Annotated in this window: 23 protein-coding genes and 1 tRNA gene; 11 read left to right on the plus strand and 13 right to left on the minus strand. The window is 50.2% G+C overall.

Annotated elements, in window-relative coordinates:
- Nucleotides 1-31 precede the first annotated feature (31 nt).
- Nucleotides 32-607: a TetR/AcrR family transcriptional regulator gene (locus tag PV02_RS12535; RefSeq protein ID WP_256623755.1), complete on the minus strand. Its 576-nt coding sequence runs from the start codon at nucleotides 605-607 to the stop codon at nucleotides 32-34.
- Between the two features lie 298 nt (nucleotides 608-905).
- Between PV02_RS12535 and PV02_RS12540 the strand changes: the two genes are divergently transcribed.
- The 5 genes from PV02_RS12540 to PV02_RS12560 all read left to right on the plus strand — a co-directional run bounded on the left by PV02_RS12540 (nucleotide 906) and on the right by PV02_RS12560 (nucleotide 4,794).
- Nucleotides 906-2,108 carry an aldo/keto reductase gene (locus PV02_RS12540; protein ID WP_256623756.1) on the plus strand — a complete coding sequence of 401 codons (1,203 nt, stop codon included), beginning with the start codon at nucleotides 906-908 and terminating at the stop codon, nucleotides 2,106-2,108.
- A gap of 138 nt (nucleotides 2,109-2,246) precedes the next feature.
- A complete protein-coding gene (locus PV02_RS12545; protein WP_256623757.1) occupies nucleotides 2,247-2,948 on the plus strand; it encodes an ABC transporter ATP-binding protein in 702 nt (233 codons plus the stop codon).
- Between the two features lie 10 nt (nucleotides 2,949-2,958).
- On the plus strand, nucleotides 2,959-4,353 hold the full coding sequence (locus tag PV02_RS12550; protein ID WP_256623758.1) for a hypothetical protein: 1,395 nt from the start codon (nucleotides 2,959-2,961) through the stop codon (nucleotides 4,351-4,353).
- Between the two features lie 58 nt (nucleotides 4,354-4,411).
- Entirely contained in the window at nucleotides 4,412-4,660 is a 249-nt protein-coding gene (locus tag PV02_RS12555) for a hypothetical protein (protein WP_256623759.1), read from the plus strand.
- The gene (locus tag PV02_RS12560) at nucleotides 4,621-4,794 is read left to right on the plus strand and encodes a GNAT family N-acetyltransferase (RefSeq protein WP_256623760.1); all 174 of its coding nucleotides are present in this window, start codon (nucleotides 4,621-4,623) and stop codon (nucleotides 4,792-4,794) included. Before PV02_RS12555 ends, PV02_RS12560 begins: the two co-directional genes overlap by 40 nt.
- 25 nt (nucleotides 4,795-4,819) lie before the next feature.
- On the opposite strand, the gene PV02_RS12565 is transcribed toward PV02_RS12560, so the two are convergent.
- The 8 genes from PV02_RS12565 to dusB form a co-directional block, all read right to left on the minus strand.
- Nucleotides 4,820-5,557 carry a 4Fe-4S double cluster binding domain-containing protein gene (locus PV02_RS12565; RefSeq protein WP_256623761.1) on the minus strand — a complete coding sequence of 246 codons (738 nt, stop codon included), beginning with the start codon at nucleotides 5,555-5,557 and terminating at the stop codon, nucleotides 4,820-4,822.
- A gap of 146 nt (nucleotides 5,558-5,703) precedes the next feature.
- Nucleotides 5,704-7,425, minus strand: coding sequence for a SulP family inorganic anion transporter (locus PV02_RS12570; protein ID WP_256623762.1), 1,722 nt, complete (start codon nucleotides 7,423-7,425; stop codon nucleotides 5,704-5,706).
- Nucleotides 7,426-7,573: 148 nt separating this feature from the next.
- Complete coding sequence (gene nth / locus PV02_RS12575) at nucleotides 7,574-8,233, minus strand: endonuclease III (RefSeq protein ID WP_256623763.1); 660 nt, start codon at nucleotides 8,231-8,233, stop codon at nucleotides 7,574-7,576.
- A 213-nt stretch (nucleotides 8,234-8,446) separates the two neighbouring features.
- On the minus strand, nucleotides 8,447-9,325 hold the full coding sequence (gene porB, locus PV02_RS12580; RefSeq protein ID WP_256623764.1) for a pyruvate synthase subunit PorB: 879 nt from the start codon (nucleotides 9,323-9,325) through the stop codon (nucleotides 8,447-8,449).
- Entirely contained in the window at nucleotides 9,322-10,536 is a 1,215-nt protein-coding gene (gene porA, locus PV02_RS12585; protein WP_256623765.1) for a pyruvate synthase subunit PorA, read from the minus strand. The genes porB and porA overlap by 4 nt, the downstream gene beginning before the upstream one ends.
- Nucleotides 10,536-10,796: a pyruvate synthase subunit PorD gene (gene porD, locus PV02_RS12590; protein WP_256623766.1), complete on the minus strand. Its 261-nt coding sequence runs from the start codon at nucleotides 10,794-10,796 to the stop codon at nucleotides 10,536-10,538. The genes porA and porD overlap by 1 nt, the downstream gene beginning before the upstream one ends.
- A complete protein-coding gene (locus PV02_RS12595) occupies nucleotides 10,793-11,338 on the minus strand; it encodes a pyruvate ferredoxin oxidoreductase subunit gamma (RefSeq protein ID WP_256623767.1) in 546 nt (181 codons plus the stop codon). The genes porD and PV02_RS12595 overlap by 4 nt, the downstream gene beginning before the upstream one ends.
- A gap of 263 nt (nucleotides 11,339-11,601) precedes the next feature.
- The gene (gene dusB / locus PV02_RS12600; RefSeq protein WP_256623768.1) at nucleotides 11,602-12,558 is read right to left on the minus strand and encodes a tRNA dihydrouridine synthase DusB; all 957 of its coding nucleotides are present in this window, start codon (nucleotides 12,556-12,558) and stop codon (nucleotides 11,602-11,604) included.
- A 208-nt stretch (nucleotides 12,559-12,766) separates the two neighbouring features.
- Between dusB and PV02_RS12605 the strand changes: the two genes are divergently transcribed.
- The 3 genes from PV02_RS12605 to PV02_RS12615 are packed head-to-tail and all read left to right on the plus strand — an operon-like array spanning nucleotide 12,767 to nucleotide 14,542.
- Nucleotides 12,767-13,312, plus strand: coding sequence for an AAA family ATPase (locus tag PV02_RS12605; protein ID WP_256623769.1), 546 nt, complete (start codon nucleotides 12,767-12,769; stop codon nucleotides 13,310-13,312).
- A complete protein-coding gene (locus PV02_RS12610; protein WP_256623770.1) occupies nucleotides 13,309-13,752 on the plus strand; it encodes an RNA-binding domain-containing protein in 444 nt (147 codons plus the stop codon). The genes PV02_RS12605 and PV02_RS12610 overlap by 4 nt, the downstream gene beginning before the upstream one ends.
- Before the next feature lie 16 nt (nucleotides 13,753-13,768).
- Entirely contained in the window at nucleotides 13,769-14,542 is a 774-nt protein-coding gene (locus PV02_RS12615; RefSeq protein ID WP_256623771.1) for a sugar phosphate isomerase/epimerase family protein, read from the plus strand.
- A gap of 17 nt (nucleotides 14,543-14,559) precedes the next feature.
- Here PV02_RS12615 and PV02_RS12620 read toward each other — a convergent pair whose 3' ends face one another.
- The 4 genes from PV02_RS12620 to PV02_RS12635 form a co-directional block, all read right to left on the minus strand.
- Nucleotides 14,560-14,739, minus strand: a complete 180-nt coding sequence (locus tag PV02_RS12620) for a ribbon-helix-helix domain-containing protein (protein ID WP_256623772.1) — start codon at nucleotides 14,737-14,739, stop codon at nucleotides 14,560-14,562.
- A 152-nt stretch (nucleotides 14,740-14,891) separates the two neighbouring features.
- Nucleotides 14,892-14,965: transfer RNA gene (locus PV02_RS12625), tRNA-Lys, on the minus strand.
- Nucleotides 14,966-15,048: 83 nt separating this feature from the next.
- A complete protein-coding gene (locus PV02_RS12630; protein ID WP_256623773.1) occupies nucleotides 15,049-16,905 on the minus strand; it encodes an ATP-binding protein in 1,857 nt (618 codons plus the stop codon).
- Nucleotides 16,895-18,178: a DNA double-strand break repair nuclease NurA gene (locus PV02_RS12635; RefSeq protein ID WP_256623774.1), complete on the minus strand. Its 1,284-nt coding sequence runs from the start codon at nucleotides 18,176-18,178 to the stop codon at nucleotides 16,895-16,897. The genes PV02_RS12630 and PV02_RS12635 overlap by 11 nt, the downstream gene beginning before the upstream one ends.
- 313 nt (nucleotides 18,179-18,491) lie before the next feature.
- Here PV02_RS12635 and PV02_RS12640 point away from each other — a divergent pair, with 313 nt between their 5' ends.
- The 3 genes from PV02_RS12640 to PV02_RS12650 all read left to right on the plus strand — a co-directional run bounded on the left by PV02_RS12640 (nucleotide 18,492) and on the right by PV02_RS12650 (nucleotide 21,965).
- Nucleotides 18,492-20,429, plus strand: a complete 1,938-nt coding sequence (locus PV02_RS12640) for a sodium:solute symporter family protein (protein WP_256623775.1) — start codon at nucleotides 18,492-18,494, stop codon at nucleotides 20,427-20,429.
- Between the two features lie 195 nt (nucleotides 20,430-20,624).
- A complete protein-coding gene (locus PV02_RS12645) occupies nucleotides 20,625-20,801 on the plus strand; it encodes a hypothetical protein (protein ID WP_256623776.1) in 177 nt (58 codons plus the stop codon).
- A 129-nt stretch (nucleotides 20,802-20,930) separates the two neighbouring features.
- Nucleotides 20,931-21,965 carry a methionine synthase gene (locus tag PV02_RS12650; RefSeq protein WP_256623777.1) on the plus strand — a complete coding sequence of 345 codons (1,035 nt, stop codon included), beginning with the start codon at nucleotides 20,931-20,933 and terminating at the stop codon, nucleotides 21,963-21,965.
- Nucleotides 21,966-22,007 lie beyond the last annotated feature (42 nt).

Genomic DNA, 22,007 nt, shown 5'->3' on the forward strand with positions numbered 1-22,007 from the left:
CAGCTAATGACTTGCACATGTGCTAAAGATATTATTCGCTAGCCAGACCATCCCAAATGATCCGGAATCCATCCTCTATGACCTTGATCCTGTCCTCTGGCTCTGAATCGAGGATAAAGTTCACTACAGTCCTGCTGGACTGGTAGAACATTGCAATGACCAGCTCTCCTGAATAATTCCTTATTTCGCCACCTGCTATTCCTTCTTTTACAAGCTCATGAAGAAAGACATACTCCTTCATTACTATTTCACGCGTATAGTTCGTTATATAGGGTGAAGAACAGAACTGGCCGACAAAAAGAAACTCATCCCGGTTATCCAATCCCCATTCTATGAGGTTGTACCACATTTTCCTTAATTTATCCTGAAAGCTACTCTGCACCTGGATTTCTTTTCCTATACTGCGGCTCAATTGCCCTTTAATCTCAAAATACAGGCCATTGATAAGATCCTCTTTGGTGGGGAAGTAATTGAACAGAGTGCCTGTGGCTACGCCTGCTTCTTTTGATATCTGGGCTGTGGATGTGCCGTGGAAGCCTCTTTCAGTAAAGAGCTTCAGGGCCGCTTCCATAAGGGCTTTTCTTTTATCTTCGACCTGTTCCTTCATGTATTATCTCTGATATTGACTGATTAGTCATTTATGTACTAAAAAATGAGTTTTAGATAAATACTTTATGGTGCTCTTATAAGGAATTATACAAAAATGCAGATGTAAAGCTATATAACAGAGTCTGTTTAATCCTGATTAAATATAGTTCAAGCAATCATCCACTTTCGGAGATATGATACAGGATCCACCAGAAATGCCGATGGGATCAGTTAACGGAAGATTCTTTCCAGTTAAAGTTGAGAGAACTAGCCAAAAACAGTTTCATAGTGATTCCGTTGGAAGAGGAGCATAAGGGATGTTATACCGGAAAATGCCAAAAAACGGAGACAAGCTCTCTATACTCGGTTTTGGTGCCATGCGCCTGCCTGTGAGAGAAGACAGGAGCATAGATGAGCCAAGGGCAACAAAACAGCTTCGCTATGCAATAGACAGAGGTGTAAACTATGTCGACACGGCTTGGCCATATCACATGGGAGCGAGCGAGCCCTTCCTAGGTCGTGCACTTGCAGATGGATACAGGGAAAAAGTGAGACTTGCCACCAAACTCCCCACATGGATGGTCAACAGCCGCGAGGATATGGACCGGTTCCTCAATGCCCAGCTTGAGAGACTGGACACGGACCACATAGACTACTATATGGTACACGGCCTTACCGGGGGAAGCTGGGATAAAATGAAGGGGTTTGGTGTTACAGAATTCCTCGGCAGTGCAAAGGCAGATGGCCGCATCATTAACTCCGGCTTCTCTTTTCACGGCAGAGGCGTGGATTTTGCAGGGATAGTCGATGACTATGACTGGGACTTCTGCCAGATCCAGTACAACTTCCTGGATGAGAAGAACCAGGCCGGCACTGAAGGGCTTGAATATGCAGCTTCAAAAGGTCTTGGCGTAATTGTCATGGAACCGCTGCGCGGTGGGAATCTTGCAGACCCCGTGCCGGCTGAAGTACAGGAGATCTGGGATGAGGCTCCGGTAAAGAGGTCTCCTGCTGAATGGGCTCTGCGCTGGATATGGAACCGCCCTGAGGTCACTGTTGTGCTGTCCGGCATGAACGAGGAGTCCCACATTGAGGAGAATCTCAGGATAGCAGACGAAGGAGAGCCTCAAAGCCTTACTGTAACCGAACTGCAGCTTGTGGGCAGGGTGGAAAGGAAGTATCGCGAGATAATGAAAGCAGGCTGCACGGGCTGCAGGTACTGCATGCCATGTCCCGCGTCGGTGGACATTCCGGGCTGTCTTGAGATATACAACAACCTGTACATGTTCAGGAAGGAGATGGAATCGAAGATGATGTATGCTACAAGGCTTGCGGGTATTGTGAGTGCGGACGATGAACCGCATTTTGCTTCCCAGTGCATCAAGTGCGGCAAATGCGTGGATGCATGTCCGCAGCACCTGCCGATACCCGATTTCCTGGAGGAGGTTGTAAGGGACCTTGAAGGTGCTGACCTCCGGGCAAGGGTGGAGACGGCAAAGAGGATGTTTGTAAGGAAATGAGATGTATCAAGTGTCTCAGCTGTCCGTAAAAAGTGAGTGCTGAGCTCTTCTCCGGGTTTGCAGGATCTCAGGCTTTTGCCCAGTTTTTTATACTATTTTTGCCTATAAAAGTATAGAAATATACGCAGGTAGATTCACTTGATACGTGCAAAGAATCTCTCAAAACATTTTGGCGGCACCAGGGCCGTGGACGAGGTAAGTCTCGAGGTGGAAAAGGGAGAACTGTTCGGTCTGCTGGGGCCCAACGGTTCGGGAAAGACCACGATGATCAGGATGCTCACAGGCCAGACCAGACCCACGTCAGGTGAAGTCACCGTGCGTGGGGTGGATGTTCTTTCCAGTCCCTTAAGAGTGAAGGAACTTACAGGTATCATACCGGAGCAGGAAAATCCGCCAAGCTTTCTCACGGCGGAAGAGTACCTGCATTTCGTTGCAAAGGTCAGGAAGCTGGAGGATTTTGAAAAACAATGTGACTGGTGGTTTTCCTACCTTGATTTCGCAGATCAGAAAGATGTGCTCTGCAAGGACCTTTCCAGGGGCACAAGGCAAAAGCTCATGCTCTCACAGGCATTCCTGCATGAACCGGAGCTTGTGATAATCGATGAGCCGCTTATCAACCTGGACCCGCTGATGCAGCGCAGGATCAAGGACTTCCTTAAAAGCTACGTAAAAAAGGGAGGTACCGTCTTCATATCCACCCATATACTGGAGATAGCCAGGGAGATATGCACCGGTATTGCCATCATATATAAAGGAAAACTGGTCTTCTCCGGCAGGATGGATGACCCTGCCATCGGGAGCAGGCCGCTGGAAGAGTTTTTCCTTGAACTTGTGAGCTGAGGTGTCTGCAATGCTTGAGCTGTTCAGGAGCATGATGAAGGAAGAGTGGCGCATGCACTCGTCATTTTTCGGTGACAGGGGATTTGCCTTCTTTCCGCTGGTCATAGCAGCCGTTTCCATGCTGCTCTCACTGTCAATGGTATTGTTCGGAAGAATAATAAGCCAGGCTGAAGTGCTGCTCGGACTGCATTACCTGTTCCTCTTTATGGGCTGCATGGTGGGAGGATTCGGCTTGCTGGGCAGGGAGGTCATGAACAGGCGCTTCGGGCAGTTAAGCCTGCTGGCATATTGCTCAAGGACACTTCCGGTATCGGAAAGGGTTATTTTTTCCAACTTTGTTGTCAAGGATGTCATCTACTACTTTTTCCTCTACGTGCTGCCGTTTACCTCAGGCTTTGCGGCAGGTGCTCTTCTCACAGGCTGGCAGTACTCGTTTTTCCTGCTCCTGATAACATTGTTCCTATCATTCTGTATCGGGCTGTCCCTGGTCTTCCTGCTGTCGACTATCTACGCCCATCTGGGAAAGAAGGCACTTTTGGTGTTACTCCTGATAGCAGTAGCGCTTCTTTTCATGTTCCGGGATTTACGCAGTGCTGACTTCTATGCATTGCCTTCCCTGGCTTTTTATCTGGAACCATCGGTGAACCTGCTTGTCACCTGCCTTGCACTTATCATGGTGCCTTCGATGATATCCATAATATTCATCAAGGTAGACTATCCTCAGTCGCAAAAGCACTACTCCAACAGTTTTTCCAAAATAGCCGGAAAGCTGGGGTTCTATGGTTACTCTCATTTCATGGCCAAGGACTACCTTGACTTCAGCCGCAGCGAGGGCGGTCCCGGAAAAATCGTATTCTCATTCCTGGTGCCGGTGGCGCTCTTATGGCTTTTCCTGCCTCAGCTGTTGAAAGTGGTTTCCGGGCTGGACATACTTGTGGTCTTCGCAGTGGTTGTGGGAATGATGGCTTCGACCATGTACAACTGGCTCGTGGAATTCGATATGTTCGGCTCCTATTCCTTCCTGCCCCTGACGGTGCCGGATGTACTTAAAAGCAAGCTCAACAGCTATTCCCTGCTGAACGTGATCCCTCTTGGAGTGGTCCTGCTTACCGTCCTCCGGGCAGGCAGGCTGCAGGACATGTTCCACATAGTTCTGCTGTTCGTTGCCGTGTCAATGTACGTGGTTTCTATAACGGTCTACCTGACAGGGCTCAATACATCCTTCACCCTGTACAGTGCAGGTACTTTCACCACATATCTGCTGGCCATAGGTCCTGTGGTACTGGGGATGATCTTCCTTGGGCAGTTGAACTTCCAGTTCGTGCTTGCAGCAGTGCTTCTCGTGCCGGTATCCGTATATGTGCTAAAAAGGGCTTTCGTTAAGTGGAGTGGGCTGGAAGTTTGATTCATAATGAGCACCTAAAGTATAAAGCATAATCTTGGAAACTATAAACTGAGCTTAGATGACAAAATACATCATCAAAGAAAAACTCCCGACAGTTGAAGAGTACATCAGCCTGCGGAAGTCCGTCGGCTGGCCCTGCCCCGGTAACCAGGCGATAGAGAAAAGTCTGGGTAACTCCACCTGCTGCGTTTGCGCTGTTGACAAAGACAGGGTCGTCGGCATGTCCCGTCTGGTAGGGGCATCTATTTCGTTGCCGATGTCATCGTATTGCCCGAGTATCAGGGTCAGGGCATCGGCACTGTGCTGATGGAAAATATAATGTCCTACCTGAAAGAGCAGGTGCAGGATTATTCTTACATTGCCCTGATGTCGGCAAAAGGGAAAGAGGCCTTCTACGAAAAGTTCGGCTTTTTCAAAAGGCCGACGGGAGAGTATGGCTAAGGGATGATGATTGAGCTTTGAGAATCTAGGGCCTGTATTCCCGGACGGCGGCCTGATCCTTTTTTCTCCCATACGGGCACACATACAGGCACAGCCCGCACACAGGTATCTGCCCGTTGCCCTTCATTTCATTGAAATAGTCCTCGCATTTCCCGGCATCGTACCTGTAATCCCTGCTTTCGCTTTCGACAAAATCCCTTCCGGTAAAGGCCTTAACAGGACATATCTTCACACACTCGTTGCATGTTCCGCACTTGCTCTCAGTTGTGCTGCCTGTGGGTATGAGGGGGGCATCGGTCAGGATAGTCGTCCATCTGACCCTTGGCCCGCTGTCGGGAGTTATCAGGAGGCAGCTCTTGCCTATCCATCCCAGGCCGGCCAGGTGTGCGGCCAGTTTGTGGGAGAACTGCGCACATATCCTTTCGTTATCGATCCTTTCGGATGCCGGGAGAGGCAATGCCATATAACCTCTTTCCTGGATGTAACTGCTTACAACTGAAGCTGTCAGGTCGAGCCTTGAGTTGATCACGTTATAGGCATGGTGCCTGTAATTCAGGGCCGCAGACCTCTCTTTCCTGTGCGGGAGCCTGTCAACTATAGGATATATCAGTCTTATCCCGAGCGAGATAGCATAGGGATATACAGTTAACTCATCTCCGCCCTGCTCTGCAATGAAATCCCTGGCAAGCGCCAGGTCAGCTACGCCAAAGTAATAGGCACCGTTGTCCCGGGCGATTTCGTTCAGTTCCTGCTGAAGGCTCACAAACGTCCCTCCAATATATGCATTATTTCATAATGCTTATGTCACCAACACTTACAACACTTAGAAAGTTTTCTATAACCAATTCACCAAAAAAATAGAGAGGCCTTTTTTGAAAGAAGCTCTTCCAAAGGCCTGTGGATGGAAGCTTATCTGGCAGCTGTTGAGCCGTGGGATGAAGCGGCCTCCGATGGCTTCAGGTCAGAGCCGCCTTTCCCACTTGCGTTCTCGTTCTTGAGGTAAGCCAGGGCCTCCTGGGTGCTGCTGAAGATGAGGACCTCTTTATTTCTTATCATATGCCTGAGCTCCGCATCGTTATCGATCTTGCTCATCACTTCAGGCTGTATGGATGTAAGGTAGACCTTCTGCTTCATCTTCTTACTGGAGTGGATGAAACTTCTCAGTCGCTCAAGGCCGGTGGTGTCGATGAACGGGACGTAGCGCATGCGCAGGATAATATGAGGCTTACTGATGTTCATATGCTCATTTATCTTGCTCTCGAACACGTTCATGGCTCCGAAGAAGAATGGGCCGTTGATGGTATACACAGAAACGTTCTTCTCCAGGTATGGGTCGGCAAAGATAGTGGCGTTGATGCCCTTTGTCCTGTCATATCTCTCCATTGTGTGGATATCGATAACATTTGTCATCCTGATGAAGAGCAGGATTATAGCCAGGAACATGCCCATCTGTACGGCAAAGACCAGGTCGGTGAGCACGGTCAGCAGGAAAGTGACTACCAGTACGGCTGTGTCCATCTTGCTGATGCTCATGATGGTCCTGAACTCCGTGATGTTAATCATCCTGAGGGATACCAGTATCAGCACACCTGCAAGGTAAGCCTTGGGGATGAACGCGGCTACGGGACCGAGGAAGAGCAGCACTGCGAGCAGGATCAGGGCGTGTATGATACCTGACATCTGTGTCTTTGCTCCCTCCCTGATGTTGACAGCGCTCCTTGCAATGGCAGCTGTACATGGAATCCCTGAGAAGAAGGGCAATATGACATTGGCAATACCCTGTCCAAGCAGCTCCCTGTTGCTGTCATGCTTTGTGTTTGTCATACCGTCACATACGACAGCACACAGAAGCGCCTCAATAGCACCCAGGAGCGCAATGGTAAGGGCTGCGGGCAGTACGGCCATCACAAGGTCCAGGTTCAGGCTTATCATGCTGATGCTGGGGAGCTCCGTGGGGATGCTTCCCACAAGAGGTACGCTCAGGCTGAGATTGTAGGTGAGCAACACTGTCAGGAACAGGGCTATTATTGAAGCCGGCAGGCTGCTTAAATATCTGACCTTTGCCAAGATGGCGGGCAGGTAAATGAGAAGCAGTATTGTTCCTATGCATATCAGCACTGCTGCAGTGTCCAGGACATCGAGCCTGACGTATATCTCATAAAGTGTTTCCCATACACGTTCCTGTGCCGGGAAGGAGATACCGAGTGCGTTGGGTATCTGACCGATCAGGATTATTGCACCTATGCCGCTGGTGAAACCGGAAATAACGGGCAGCGGGATGTACTTGACTACCTTGCCGAGCCTGAGCAGCCCGAAGAGCAACTGGAAAACACCTGCCAGGAATCCTGCAAGGAGCAGCCCTTCAAGTCCGAAGCTGTGCACTGTTGAAAGGATGATGACTGTCATGGCACCGGTAGGCCCGGTGATGGAATATCGCGAACCTCCCACGGAAGATGCCAGTATTCCCGCAATTACGGCGGTATAAAGTCCCAGAACAGGTTCGACACCCGAAGCCATGGCAAAGGCAATGGCAAGGGGAAGCGCTACTATGGCGGTGATAAAACCCGCCTTGAGATCGCTGGAGAACGACTCTTTGAAATATCGGCTAATTGTTTTTGTTGTTTGCATCATATCAAGCCAGCTGACCGGGGTCAAAATTCGACTGATAAAGCGCATTAGAGTTAAGACCCTATATATATACTTTGTTACATATGAAAATTTATGAGAAATGCTCTGCAGCTATTGGGACAATTGTACTCAGGTGCTCCTGAAACAACGATCAAACCCTGCTCGATGGGCACAGCGTGTTAACCACGCAAAGCTCGCACTTTGGCTTGCGTGCCGCACAGATATTGCGCCCGTGCAGGATCAGTGTCATGGAAAGGGTTTCCAGGTCTTCCTTTTTTGCAATGGCCATCAGGTCTTTCTCTATCTTCTCAGGGTCTTCGTGCCGGGTGAATCCCAGACGGCGGGAAAGGCGCTTGACATGCGTGTCCACCGCAATACCCTCGATCTTGCCGAACGCCCTCGAAAGTACAATGTTTGCGGTCTTGCGGCCGACCCCGGGAAGCTGCAGCAGGCCTTCCATGGTATCCGGAACCTTGCCGGAGAAATCAGAAAGCATAATGCGGGCGCTTGCGATGATGTGTCTTGCTTTCTGGTAATAGAAACCGGAGGAATATATCTCCTTTCCGAACTTGTCAGGGTCTGCAAAAGCATAGTCCTCAACCGTGCGATACTCCTTGAAAAGGCTCTGCGTTACCTGGTTCACCTGGCGATCCGTGGACTGGGCAGAAAGGATGGTAGCCACGAGCAGCTCCAGGGGATTGCTGAAATGCAGGGCTGGGGCAGCGCCAGGGTATTCCTGCTTCAGTATTTCGAAGATGCGGTCGAAGTTCTCCGTGTTGTCAGGCACAAGTGCCGGGGCTTGTGAGACCATGCATGCCTATATGGATCAATAGTTCTTATCACTTTTTCAGAACCCGTTTGCTTCCACTCGAAAATAAAATAATAATGCATCTATAGAAATACTTTTATTTACTGACGCGAAGGCAGGACAAGCTGCAGCAATGGATGTAAAAGTAACCTATATCCTGATAACAGGTAAAGAAGCAGTATAGGTATAAAAAAGTATAGTTGAAGAGCGGGCCGATCAGAGGCCGAACTCTTCAATGTTCTTGTCAGCTATAGCCTGAATCTTTGCGACCTCGTCAGCACCGCCTTCCATGGTGAAGAGATGCTTGAAACGGCGCTGCATCTTGAGATATTCCTCGACCGGCTTCTTATTGGCACCTATCTTGCGGACCTTGGTAACCTTGCCGTCCTCTACCTCATACAGCGGCCAGAGCCCTGTCTGAACGGCCATCCTGGCAACCTCGACTGTCTTGGAGGTATCGAATCCCCAGCCGGTTGTGCACGGCGCATGGCAGTGGATGTAAGTGGGGCCTTCGATCTCGGTTGCTTTCTTGACCTTGGCTATCATATCCTTCGGGTATGCAAGGGAGGTTGTGGCTACATAGGGTGAGCCGTGTGCGACCATGATCGCAGGCATGTTCTTCTTCAGCCTGGGGTTTCCGAATGAGACCTTACCTGCGGGACTTGTGGTCGTGGAAGCTCCGTAGGGAGTGCCTGCACTTCTCTGCACGCCGGTGTTCATGTAGGCTTCATTGTCAATACACACATAGGTAAAGTTGTGCCCTCTTTCAAAGGCACCGGACAGGGCCTGCAGCCCGATATCCATGGTCGCGCCGTCGCCACCCATCGCAATTACCTTTGTGCCCTGCTTCCCGAGAGCCCTGAGTGCAGCCTCTATGCCCGAGGCAACAGCTCCTGCGTTCTCGAAAAGTGAGTGTATCCAGGGTACATCCCATGACGTTTCCGGGTAGGGAGTGGTCATGACCTCAAGACATCCCGTAGGACTGACCACAATACAGTCCTCTCCGGCACCCATCAGGGTGAACTTCGCGGCCATTGCATCACAGCAGCCTGCACATCCCCTGTGTCCCGGAGCTAACAGTGATATTGATTTCATACAAGTTCCTCCTTCAGATCGGTAAACTGGCTCTCTACCTTGATACCTGATCTCATTACTTCCTCTGCGTCGGAAATTATTTTCTCGATAGTGCTCATGGGTATGTCGCGTCCGCCCTGCCCTATCATATATCCTATGACAGGTACATCGATATCAGTGTTGTACAGTACGGACTTCGTTTCAATGAAAAGGGCTCCGGCATTCATACCGAGCGAGATGTTCTTGTCAAGCACGACAACTACCTTTGCATCCCTGATGACATTCATGATAGCCTGTGCAGGGAATGGTCTGAAGGCCCTTACCTTCAGCAGTCCGATCTTGACATTCTTCTCCCTGAGACGGTCGATGACATCCTTGATGGTTCCTATAATGGAGCCCATTGCCATTATTATTATGTCTGCATCCTCAGTGCAGTACTCATCGATAAGCCCTCCGAAGTGCCTGCCAAACATATCATAGAACTCGTTGGCTGTATCCTCGATCTTCTTCAGGGAGTTCTGCATGGCGCGCTCCTGCTGGTACCTGAACTCAGTGTAGAAGTTGGGGTCTGCGAACGCACCGAAGGTCAGGGGATTCTTAGAGTCAAGGATACGCTCCGGCCTGAACGGTGGCAGGAACTCATCAGTTATCTCCTGTTCAAGAAGCACCAGAGGCTCGTACACATGTGAGAGGATGAAACCATCCATGCAGGTCATGCATGGCATCATGACATCCCTGTCCTCGGAGATCTTGAAAGCCTGCGCAGTCATATCGGAGATTTCCTGTATGTTCTCGGCATAGAGCTGGATCCATCCTGTATCCCTCTGGGATATGGAGTCCTGATGATCGTTCCATATGTTGATGGGTGCACTGACTGCCCTGTTTGCAACGGTCATGACAATAGGTAGCCTCATACCCGCCACGTTGAACAGGACCTCGTGCATGAGCTCAAGTCCCTGGGATGTTGTGGCCGAGTAGGATCTTGCACCTACAGCTGAGGATCCTATAAGGGCTGAGAGTGCCGAGAACTCGGACTCTACGTTAATGTATTCGCAGTTTGGTATCTCGCCGTCTGCGATGAACTTGGAGAGTTCCTCGACAATGTGCGTCTGCGGTGTGATCGGATAAGCGGATATGACATTTGGCCTGCATACCCTGACTGCATTTGCAACTGCATATGATCCTTCCACGACGACCATTTTCTGCTTGTCCATCTTGGTTTCGCGTGCCATTATTTCTCCTCCAGGACCATTGTGATAGCGCTTTTCGGACACTCGTTGGCACATATGCCGCATCCTTTACAATAATCGTAATCGAACTCGAAGTAACCATCTTCCCTTGGCTTAACTGAACTGTCAGGACATAACAGCTCACACAGCTTGCATTTTATGCACTTGTCATAGTCGTAGACAGGCTTGAAGGTCCTCCATCCGCCGGTCTTGTTGACCCTGCTGGTGCCTGCCTCGCAAATGGCTCCGGGTACTATCTTCACTTCTGTCCCTCCATCATCTCGTATGCTTTCATAATTGCCTGTGCGTTCCTTTCCCCGACCTTTCCCGGGAATCTTTCCCTGACTGCTCCCATTATGGATTCCGGCCTGATCTCACCGGTTGCTCCGGCAAAGGCTCCAAGCAGGACGGTATTGACTATTGGCATTCCGATTATGTCCAGTGCTATCTTTGTAGCATTGACTGTCATTATCTTTGCCTTTGTATCGAGCTTGAATGTTTCCGGATCGAAATCACTGTTAATTATAAGGATCCCGTCATCCTTCAGGCCACTGGCCACATCGACAGACTCAAGCAGTGTCGGATCCTGCACGATCACATAATCGGGGTTGTATATCTGGCTTCTCAGTCTTATGGGAGCATCGCTTATCCTTGTGAAGGCCTGGACAGGTGCTCCTCTTCTTTCCACTCCGAAAGCTGGGAAAGCCTGACTGAACTTGCCGTCCGCAAAAGCAGCAACTGCCAGAAGCTCAGCAGCAGTGACCGACCCCTGACCTCCCCGGCCGTGTATTCTTATCTCTTTCATTGTAGAATTCTCCATAGTAGTATAATCAGATCAATGGTCAGGAAAGAGCGCTTTTTCAGGGCATGCCCTTTCCAGAGTGCCGCACAATAGCAGATTCTTATTTATGTGGCTTGCCGCACACCTTTTTTCGACATCTGCCGTTAAATGCCATGTTTAATTGTGTAGAATCGATTTATCACTATTTAGTCTTTCGGTGATTTACACCATGAATTTAATTAAAATTGTTTTTATTGAAATACCCCTAAATTAATCTAATGGGGATTTCAGGGTCCATCGACACACATTTCCTTTACGCTGTTAATTATCCCCTCAATGTCTTTTGCTTCTGCTATCCTTGTCCTGATATGCTTGCCCCCGCGAATGCCTTTAGTGAACCACTGGGCATGGGCCCTGAGATTGACTGTGTGCGTCATACCGTAGTATTGAAGTGATCTCATATAGGTTTCAAGATCTGCGATCCTCTGGAGGCATTCGTCATATTCCAGCAGTTCCCCGGTCTCCAGGTAATGAGCGATCCTCCTGAAGAGGAAAGGGTTACCCATTGCAGCCCTTCCTATCATTATCCCATCACAGCCCGTGTGCTCAAGAACACTTGAAGCTGAAGCCTCATCAACGATGTCACCGTTCGCTATCACAGGTATGGATAGCTCTTCCTTTATCCTCTTTGCGTACTCGTGGCTCGCCTTCCCGGTATATTGCTGCTCCAGGGTCCTTCCATGGACAGTTATGGCGCAGGCTCCGGCTTTCTCTATCAGTCTTGCAATATGCAGCGTTCTTTCCATATCTTCCAGTACGCGTATCTTTGCTGTCACAGGTGTGGAGATAGTTTCGCAGAGCTCCCTGACTATCTCGTAAATGATCTCAGGCGATCGTAGCAGGGCTGAGCCGAACCCGTCCTTTACAAGCAGATGTGCCGGGCACCCGAAATTGAGATCTATCAGGTCCGGATGATATGTCTCTTCTATAGCCAAGGCTGCCCTTGACACGATAGAAGGGGAATTCCCGAATATCTGTATCCCGAAAGGCCTCTCCTCCTCGCAGCTCAGACCCCTGTCAAAGGCCTTTACACTCTCATAGACTACGGCATCGGAACTTATCATTTCAGAATATGTCATTGATGCGCCATATTTCCTGCACATGAGGCGAAAAGGCATGTTTGTCACATTTGCCATGGGAGCAAGGAAAATGTTCCCCGGGAAATGCACTTTCTCTATCTTCATAAAACCCTGTTCGTCCGCATTTATCTCATATTTACCTGAGCGATTTTCTTTTACCGGCACCATGCATGATAGGAACTATCCGGCGTTCCCTGTATCAGGGGATACTAATATATAAGTAGGATGTATGGGGAAAGACCTATACAATACATAAAGGATATCGGATAATTCTTCTTACGTCCTGATCCACAAATTATGACAGGTTAATTAAATGACAAAGATCTTAGCTTTTGTAGGCATGCCGGCTTCAGGAAAGTCAGAGGCATCTTCCGTGTTGCGCAGCAAGGGCATCACAGTTATAAACATGGGTGATGCGATCCGGGAAGAAGTGATGCGCAGGGGACTGGAGCCCACTGATGTGAACACAGGCGGCATCGGCACCGAGCTGCGTGAGACGGAAGGCAGGGATGCTGTAGCCAGGCGCTGTATCCCGAAGATAAGGGCTGCGAACAAGGATCTCATTGCCATAGACGGTGTCAGGAGTGTTCCTGAGGTCGAGTGCTTCAAGAAGGCTTTCGGGGATGATTTTACACTGGTTTCCATCGATTCTGATCTTGATACGCGCTTCACAAGGGTTAAAGCACGCGGCAGAAGCGATGACATGCAGGATATCAGTGCCCTGCAGGTAAGGGACGGGCGTGAGCTGGGCTGGGGCATGGGAGAGGCCATGAAAATAGCAGACCTGGTGATCACCAATAACGGCACCCTGGAAGAGTTCAGGGATAAGATAGCAGCGCTGATGGAAGGAGCACAATGATAGAGGTCGCAGTCTCAGCAGGGGCCAATCCCACCGAAGACAGGGAGATCGTACGTGCGGCGCTCAAGAGCATGTTCCCGGAAAGTGAGCCAGCCTATGAGGAGATATCAGAATTCAGTGGCATCTTTTCTTTTAAGGGGGACATACATTCTCTTGTGAACATCCATTACATGATCAGGCAGGAGCAGATAATTGACACGGCCCGCACCCAGTTATACAAAGGCATGTCAAAGAATGAGAGATCGACATCCTTTATCATCAGCAAGCAGGTAGCCACCGTGGGCCGCCTGAACTTTCCTGCACAGGAGGAACCTCTGGGCTCCATAGAAATAAGTATCATGGCCGATTCACCTGAGGAACTCCTCAGGTTCTTTGACTGGCTGACACCTCCCACGGAGAACGGTATAGCCAATTTCGAACTGGATATCACAAGTGTCTGACGGAACGTAAACAACTATGAGAATCAGGAACCTCAGCTTCTCCACCCGTGCGATAGTCGGCCCCTCCTTCGAGTGGGCTTATGAGCTTGAAGACATAGGATACTCAGGATGGGAGATGGTTCAGGAGGGTTCGCAGTGCCTGACGCCTGAGAACATGGGACATGTCCGGGATATCCTGGAGACCACCGGACTACAGCTGAGTATCCACCTTCCATTTTCCGATATGAACCTTGCAAGCCTCAACCCCGGCATACTGGCAGAGATCATGCGCCAGATGAAAAACCATCTGAAACTGGCATCCGGCATTGCGGAAATAGCAGTGCTGCACCCGGGATACCTTTCACCTTATGGCGCCCGGCTTCCTGACAACTGCCTGCAGACAAGCATACGGTGCATAAGGGAGCTATGCGACTTCGCAGCGGATCAGGACATGGTCATCGCCGTTGAGAACATGCCTCACCTTCCCCAGATATTCGGCAGGCAGCCGGATGAGATGCTGGACATACTGGGACAGGTGGACAGGAAGAATGCGGGCATGACCCTGGACCTGGGTCATGCCAACACCATGGGGCTTGTGGACGAGTTCCTTGGCAGGTGCCTGGACAGGGTCGTCCACATTCACATCCATGACAACCACGGCGGCCATGACGAGCACCTTCCCCTGGGAGAGGGCAGCATCGACTGGAAAACGGTAATGGGAAAGCTATCCGGTTACAAAGGCATGATGGTCACTGAAATGAGCAGTCTTGAGGAAGGCGCAAAATGCGTTGAGTTCCTGAGGAGCCTGTGAACAGGGTAAAAAACAGATTACTTATTTTCTTCTTCCAGCCGGCCGTGCCTCCGGTCAATCTCGTCCATCATGTCCAGCATCTTGCGGATGGCTGTCCTTATGGCATCTGCCTGTGACACGAATTTCTTGTCATTGCCCACATGGCGGTTAAGGTCGTCAAGGAGTTCCTGAGGGACATCAAGGCTTACTTTTGGCATGTTCTCACCTTTATCAAGAAAATGAACCTACATTGGGCTGATCGGATTTAATGTTTTACAGCCATCTTCACAACTGAAGGTAATCCGGAAGAAAAGTGAGGGACGGTTATGACGGGATATGACGGAAAATCAGAAAAGGACGAAGTTTAATGCGAGCCGGAAGGGATTTGAACCCTTGGCCGATGGATTAAGAGTCCATCGCTCTTCCTGGCTAAGCTACCGGCCCGCGCTGTATGTTTATGTGAGCGAACCTCCCATACGTACTTTCCTCATATATACGTTTCGGTGGGAAGGTATGAAGCATGGGTATTAAACATGCTTCACCACACATCTAGACAGGCCCACGATCTCCACCATATCACTGTTATCGGGGCTCTGCACTATCATTTGTCCCTTCTTGAGATACGGAATGCGCTTCTCGAACTCTTTTTTGACTTTCATTGCGCTGATAGCGGCATCGTTGCTCAGGTTCAGGATAACGCGCGTGTTGATCTGCTTGAAGACGGTATCATCAATATCCTGCGGGTCCTGGGTTATAAGGAAGAGCCCCAGTCCCTCTTTCCTGCCCTGGCGCGCGGCATCGGCAAACTTGGATATGAGGCGCCTGGAGTGCTCTCCTCCTGCCTGTGCAAGGTAACGATGGGCCTCATCGAGTCCGAGGATGATGGGTGTGTCCTTGACGGCCGTGTCCCCTGATGTGCTGAGCTTGTTATCCACTATGGTGCTCATCAGCGTGAGGGTTATCAGGTCCCGTATGCGGGTGCTTGTGATGTATTCGGTGGGGAACACGCTCACCTGGCCGGATCGGAATATCTGGCCAAGGAGCTCGGTGATGGGCCTTGCCTGCTGGTCGAATACCCTTGCAAGGGCGCGGTTCTTCACCCTGCGCACAATGCCGTCATAGGAAGACTCGTGTATCTTGCCGCTCTCCACATAGCGGTCCCTTGAGGCATCGTCATCGATGAAGTCCATGAAGCCGCTATAGGTGTGCTGTATGCTCTTCTTGAAGTAATCATCAAGCAGAAGGTCGACGCCTACATACTGCAGTTCTGTCATGCCCACCGGGGCTATGAGCCAGGAATTGTTGCGTACCATCTCAAAGGGTATTGTGAACTCCACCTGCTCTGCCCTTGACCTGCCTTTATAACCCTCACCATCCACCTTTGCCACGAATGTCCTTGTGTGCCTGCAGGCCCCGAAGTTCACCTTCTCGGCCCTGAAGGCGAAATCATCCTCCTGCGTCAGTTCGGGGTTGTCCTCGAAGAGCTGGGAATATTCGTCCTGCGGGTCCATTATAACCAGACAGGGATTCTTCCTTTCCTCGGAGCCCCTGAGTTTGTACCTGTTATTCTCGCTCATGAACTGTCTCAGGATGTTCTTGGTAAGGAAGGTCTTTCCTGTGCCTGTACTGCCGCAGACCAGCATGTGCCTGAATATCAGGGGATCACCCATGGAATAGTCGTTCCTGAGGTAATAAGGGACCGTGGGAGGCACTGCATGGGTCTTTACAAGTTCCCCGCCGACGCTCAGGTGTCCCAGGAATATGCCCTCGCCGGGGATATTGAGCCCGGTCTGCAGCTTTGTCTTATCGGTGACCGGCAGTATGGGTGTGTTGGGGCGCGGTATCCTGTCCCCCATCCTTCTTGCAAGGGAATTACTGCCGTTCTTTGTTCTCTGTTCGTAGAGTATGCAGATGGGGTCGAGGTATGCCAGGAACTTGTAATCCACTTCATCGGTGTCGTTGAACCGGAGCATCCTGCGGGAATGGATCTCGGTGGCATCGTCCACGGCGTATTCCTGGACATACTGCAGTTTCCAGATCCTTGCAAAAAGGTCCTCGTCCCCGTAGGGCACCAGGACGTAGGTCCCCAGGCGCACGTTCCTGCGGCAGGAGGTGGTGATATATCCGGTTATCCTTGCTCCCGTATCGTTGATCTCCAGGGGCTCAAGGCCTGTGGTGATTATCCCGATCGCAGCATCCAGTCCGTTATCTGTTCTCTGCATGTTTCTCTCGCCCGGCTCATAATCCTCAAAAGGATGTTTTTTTTCTTCAGAGGGAGTATCCTTTTCCCTGATATCCTTCTCATTGGTCCTTATAACCACCTTTGTAGTCCCGGTGCCGCTGCTGACCCTGGAAACAAAGGACAGTATGTCCTCATCTCTCATCCGTTTCACCCCATCGTATTTCGTTATAAGTTGTATCTATTCTGGAATTTCTGAACCTGTCAATTATCTGGCGCCTTTCGGACAGTTGTATCTTTGCCAGCGAGTCGGCCTTTGCCAGGGTCCTTGGTATGCCGTTCAGTGCCACATCATAGAGCACTTTCCTTGTGATAAGGTTCCTCATCTCCTCGTCCCTGACAAGGCCGTATGGGGACTCTATCTTGAATATCGTACCCATTGAGGGCACGAACACCATGAAGAAAGCAAGTGCATAATCTTCTGCAGGGAACCTGTGGGAGAGCCTGTCCTTCACAAGGGGGGACGTGGCGCTGAGCATCTTCTCGTAGAACTGGTTTGGCTGTAGGAACCAGTTGGTGTAGGTTATGTGCTTCCTTGCCTCGGCACCTCGTATGCCTGCTCTCTCCGGGGACAGTGCGTTCTTGAAGAACTGCGCATCCAGCAGCCATGGAAGGTCAAGCTGTGTTTCCTGTTTTTTAAGGGTCTGCATAACCTGCATATCCTCCGGGTTCTTGACAAAACCGATAAGAGGCCTCCGTTTTTCCATGTGGTGGTCCATGATGTCGATATAGTTCTGCATGATCCTTGCACAATGATGGTCGGTGCGGACCTGTATCTCCTCCGAGGGCACCACCATCCAGTACATCAGACGCTTCGGATATATGGGGCCGTCCATGATGAAGAAACTGCCTTCCTCCATCCGCTCGCACATCCAGAGTATGTGCTCGGACTCGCAGAGGTACAGGGCGATGTCATGCAGCATATCATTGACCTTCTTGTTAAGGGTGCCCGGTGGGATACGTATTATCTTCTTGCGTCCGGCTCCCGAATCGAAATATTCCCAGTCCGGGATCACGTTGATGGCAACCCTTGTGCTGGCAGTGTAGGTGGCTGCCACTATGGTGCGCATGTTATGGGTCTCCAGGTTCGTGGGAGTTGATGTCATGGCACAGTGGCAGAAATCAACGTAGAGGCCGTTATCGAATGTTCTTGCCGTGGTGCTGCCGCTGTCGCAGGCATAGCTTATCCTGAAGGGGTCCTGCGAGTGTATCATTCTCTCAATGCTGGCCTTTCCGCGTTTCACTTTCCCGATGGCCTTAAGAACGACCTTCCCGTCATAGCTGAGTTCTTTAAGCAGGTCAAGGATATCTGATACCTCGTCGGTGTCATCGCTTTCGGGGTCCTCTTTCCTGAGGCATGAATCAATGCGTGACACAAGGTCGTGTATCTCCTTTATGTGAACCGGCTCAAGGGTCATGATTAGGATAGTTTCCGCCGTACTATAATATTATTGTGGCCCATATTATTATTGGCCCGGCAGGTGCCTGTTTTTTCAGATGTGATTTTTGAGCAGCAATTATAAACTTAATTTAATTTTCTTTTCGCTGAAGGGTTTTAATTTAATCTCCGCAGGCATGCTTATTTGAGAACTAGTAAAGTGTACTTTACTAATCCTAAAGCCTGTTTTTTAAAAACGCTTATATAGGAACTTTGATTACATATATCAATTATAAACACGGCTTCTATGTGTAGTTCTACGGAAGCCTCACGTGATAAAAGAGGTTGTAGTTATGCAGAATTATCAGATATTCCTTTTACTGATGGCGGTCTACCTGCTCGGGTTGATATCCATCGGACTGTACTTCTCGAAAAAACAAAAATCTGTCACTGATTTCTGGCTTGCCGGACGCAGGATAGGATCGGTAGCTATTGGTTTCTCAGCGGCCTCCTCATGGATGACTGCCGGTGGGATACTTGCTGTTATCGGTCTTTACATTGTGCTGGGCATGAGCTCCATCTGGAGCTTTGTGGCCCCTAACATCCTGGCATTGTTACTCATTGCCCTGCTTGTGGGTAAGATCAAGCACCTGCCTGCTATTACCCAGCCGGAACTTCTTGAACAGCGGTACAGCAGCACCCTGCGTGGTCCCGTTGCGTTCATCATTGCTGTTGTGATGATTCTATTCGCAGTTGCAGATATCAGGGGCCTCTCACTTGTCCTGGAGATATTCTTCGGCCTGCCGCCCATCTATGCTGCAGCAATAGTGGCTATTGCTATCTCCCTGTATGTGACCCTGGGAGGCTTCTCAGCTGTGGTCTGGACAGATATGGTCCAGTTCGTCCTGCTGTCCGTGTTTGCTCTTGCCATGGCCTTCATTGTTGTCAGTGCAGCTACTGCCGGCACAGCGGAGATCCCGGCGATCAGTACATCCGAGCTCCTCGGGAACGTTTCCACTGACTGGTGGAACCCGTTCATAATCGGCATACCTGCTGTGATGATCTTCATCTTTGCCATTATACCAGGCTGGGTGACCGAGCAGGACCCCTGGCAGAGGATATGGGCTTCCAGGGATGAGAAGTCTGCACGCAATGGTATGATCATGGGCTCCTTCCTCATTTTCCTGGTATTCGGCGTGGCATGTACGCTTATAGCCATCGGACTCAGCTATCTTTATCCCGGGATCCCTGCCTCCTTTGCAGAGATAGGCATGGGTGCCATGGCACAGGCTGAGCCGGCGCTGCTGTTCTTCATAGTCGAGAACCTGTCACCTCTTGCACTTGGCCTGGCCGGTGTCGGGCTTGCCGCAGCTGCAATGTCTTCCGCAGATACCTTTGCAACATCGGGCGGTTCATGCCTTTCCCGTGACATCTATCAGAGGTATATAAAGCCGGATGCAACAATGAAAGAGATGATGGCTGTCAACAGGGTCAGCGTGCTCATCATAGTCCTGGCTGCAACGTTCTTCTCCTTCTATATCACAGGGATTATAGAAGCCATCCACATTGCAACCTTTATTGCCAGTGCTTCCTACTTCTTCCCGCTCATGGGTGGCCTGTACTGGAAGCGTGCAACAAAGGAAGGTGCCCTGGCAGGACTTGTAGTAGGGGCTGTAGCACAGATAGCCTTTACGATCATAGACTACTCAGGCACTCCTCTGCAAGCTATCGGTTTCCTCGCACCCATCAGCTCCCTGCTCTCAAACCACGGTGTCATCCTGGGTATGCTCCTCAGCGGTGTGGCCTTCTTCGGTGTGTCGGTGGCAACAAAGCCTTCCAGCCTTGTGAACCTGGCTCCGTTCTTTGCCGATGAGGCAGAAAAGCTTGTGAAGGAAGACATACTTGTGCAGGATTCTGATGTCCAGTACAAGAAGCTCCTTGGCAGCCTTGACAAGGAAATAACCGGAGACCGTGCCAGCCTCAAGCTGAACCTGGAAGCATCCGCAACCGTCAACTGGGACAGGTTCATAAATGAGCTCAAGTCCATCCATCCGTCCTGGGTTACACCGACAGGTGTCAATTCCGTGTACTGGCTGACAAAAGGTGACATGCTTGCGTGCGTTTCCCTGAGCCGCGGACATACGGAGAAAGAGATCTGGTTCTCTTCAGAGCCAAGGACCAAAGATGTGGAAGAGGCTTCAAAGGAATTCTTCACAGCCTTCAAGCAGGTTGCTCAGGCTCTTGATAATATCGGCATCATGCTGGCGCTTCCGGCACCCCAAAAAGCCTGATCGGAAGAATATATAAAACAATTCTTTGCTCTGGGCCCGGACCCAGAGCCTTCTTTTTTACACTGTCCTTTAAGGCATCCTTTTTTAAGAGATCCACTATAAAATTAATATAATTTCTTTTCAATAAGTACTTCTATTGTATTTACATAGTAATTCCCGGTGGTATAATGGAAATAAGGAATCCTCTTTGACGAAATGGCAGATGAGCACAGTAAGGACATCCGGGACCTGCGGGAAGTGTTTGACAGCCTGTCCGGTAAAGAGAAACTGGATGTGCTGGAACTGCAGGACATTGCTGAAGACGGTTTCCAAGCACAAGGATATTTGCCTTCTGGAGCGCAGGCCTGTAAAACCCTCACGGACGGCAAATGAGATAATCTCCGGCATGTCCCCGAGATCCCTGGACTATTCCCAGCAATGCATCAACTATTTCGTATCAAGGATAGCTGAGAAGACCAGAATCCAAAATTTATAAGTTGAAGCGCATCCTATAGCACATTCATGACAGGGATACTTTTTGATGATATAGGCAGCTTTCCCCTCCCTCCGGGCAGGTCGAAAGACTGGATGAAGGAAAGCTTCTCCAAGGGAAGGAACAACAGGGAACTGTTCGCAGTAATAAGTGATGCTTTCAGGCAGAAGATGGAAGCAGGCGTGGATGTGCCTACCTATCCCCAGTACCAGGATATGAACGAGCAGTTCCTGTCCATCATCAGGGACCCCGTAAAGTCAGAGGAGCCTTTCAGGGTGAAGCAGGATGCTGCCAGGATAATGGAACTTGAGGCCATCGAGGAGCTTGCCGGAGAGTACAGGGAAGAACATGGAAAGAAGCCGGATGTGCGTGTCTGTGTCACTGGCCCCCTAGAACTATATCTCAAGGAGTTCGGCGGTACCGAATATACGGATATCCTGAACCTGCTTGCAGAGAGCGTGGACCGCTTTGTAGGCAATTCACTTTCCAATGCCCGTAATTTCAATATAAGGACTGTTTCCATAGATGAACCCAGTATCGGCATCAACCCTCAGATCATGTTCGACAGCAATGAGCTTATATACGCAATGGATATCGCCTGCAGTTCTGCGAAAAGGGCCGGATGTGATGTTGAGATACACCTGCACTCGCCCCTGCACTACACTCTCGCATGCCAGGCCCGCAATATAGGGGTCGTAGGCGTGGAATCGGCAGCCACCCCCTCCTACCTTGAACTTATAGACCGTAAGGAACTTGAAGACAGCGACACCTTCCTGCGTGTCGGAATAGCCCGCACGGATATATTCAACCTTGCGGCAGTGCTTAACGATAAGTATAATACCAATGTCTGGAAGGACGGAGCCCACATGCAGGATATCGTGACGCAGATGGAGACCCCTGAACTGATCACAAGAAGGCTCCAGAAAGCATATTCTATCTTCGGGGAATGTATCAGGTACGCAGGCCCCGACTGCGGCCTCGGCTCATGGCCCTCCCAGGAGATGGCTGCCCAGCTGCTGAGGAACGTGGCAGCAGGCATGGCCGAGTTCAGGAAAGCATTATAAAAATAACAGTGTCCGAAAGGACACTCCCTCTATCCTAGAAAT

Source organism: Methanolobus chelungpuianus, assembly GCF_024500045.1.
Taxonomy (GTDB): Archaea; Halobacteriota; Methanosarcinia; order Methanosarcinales; family Methanosarcinaceae; genus Methanolobus; species Methanolobus chelungpuianus.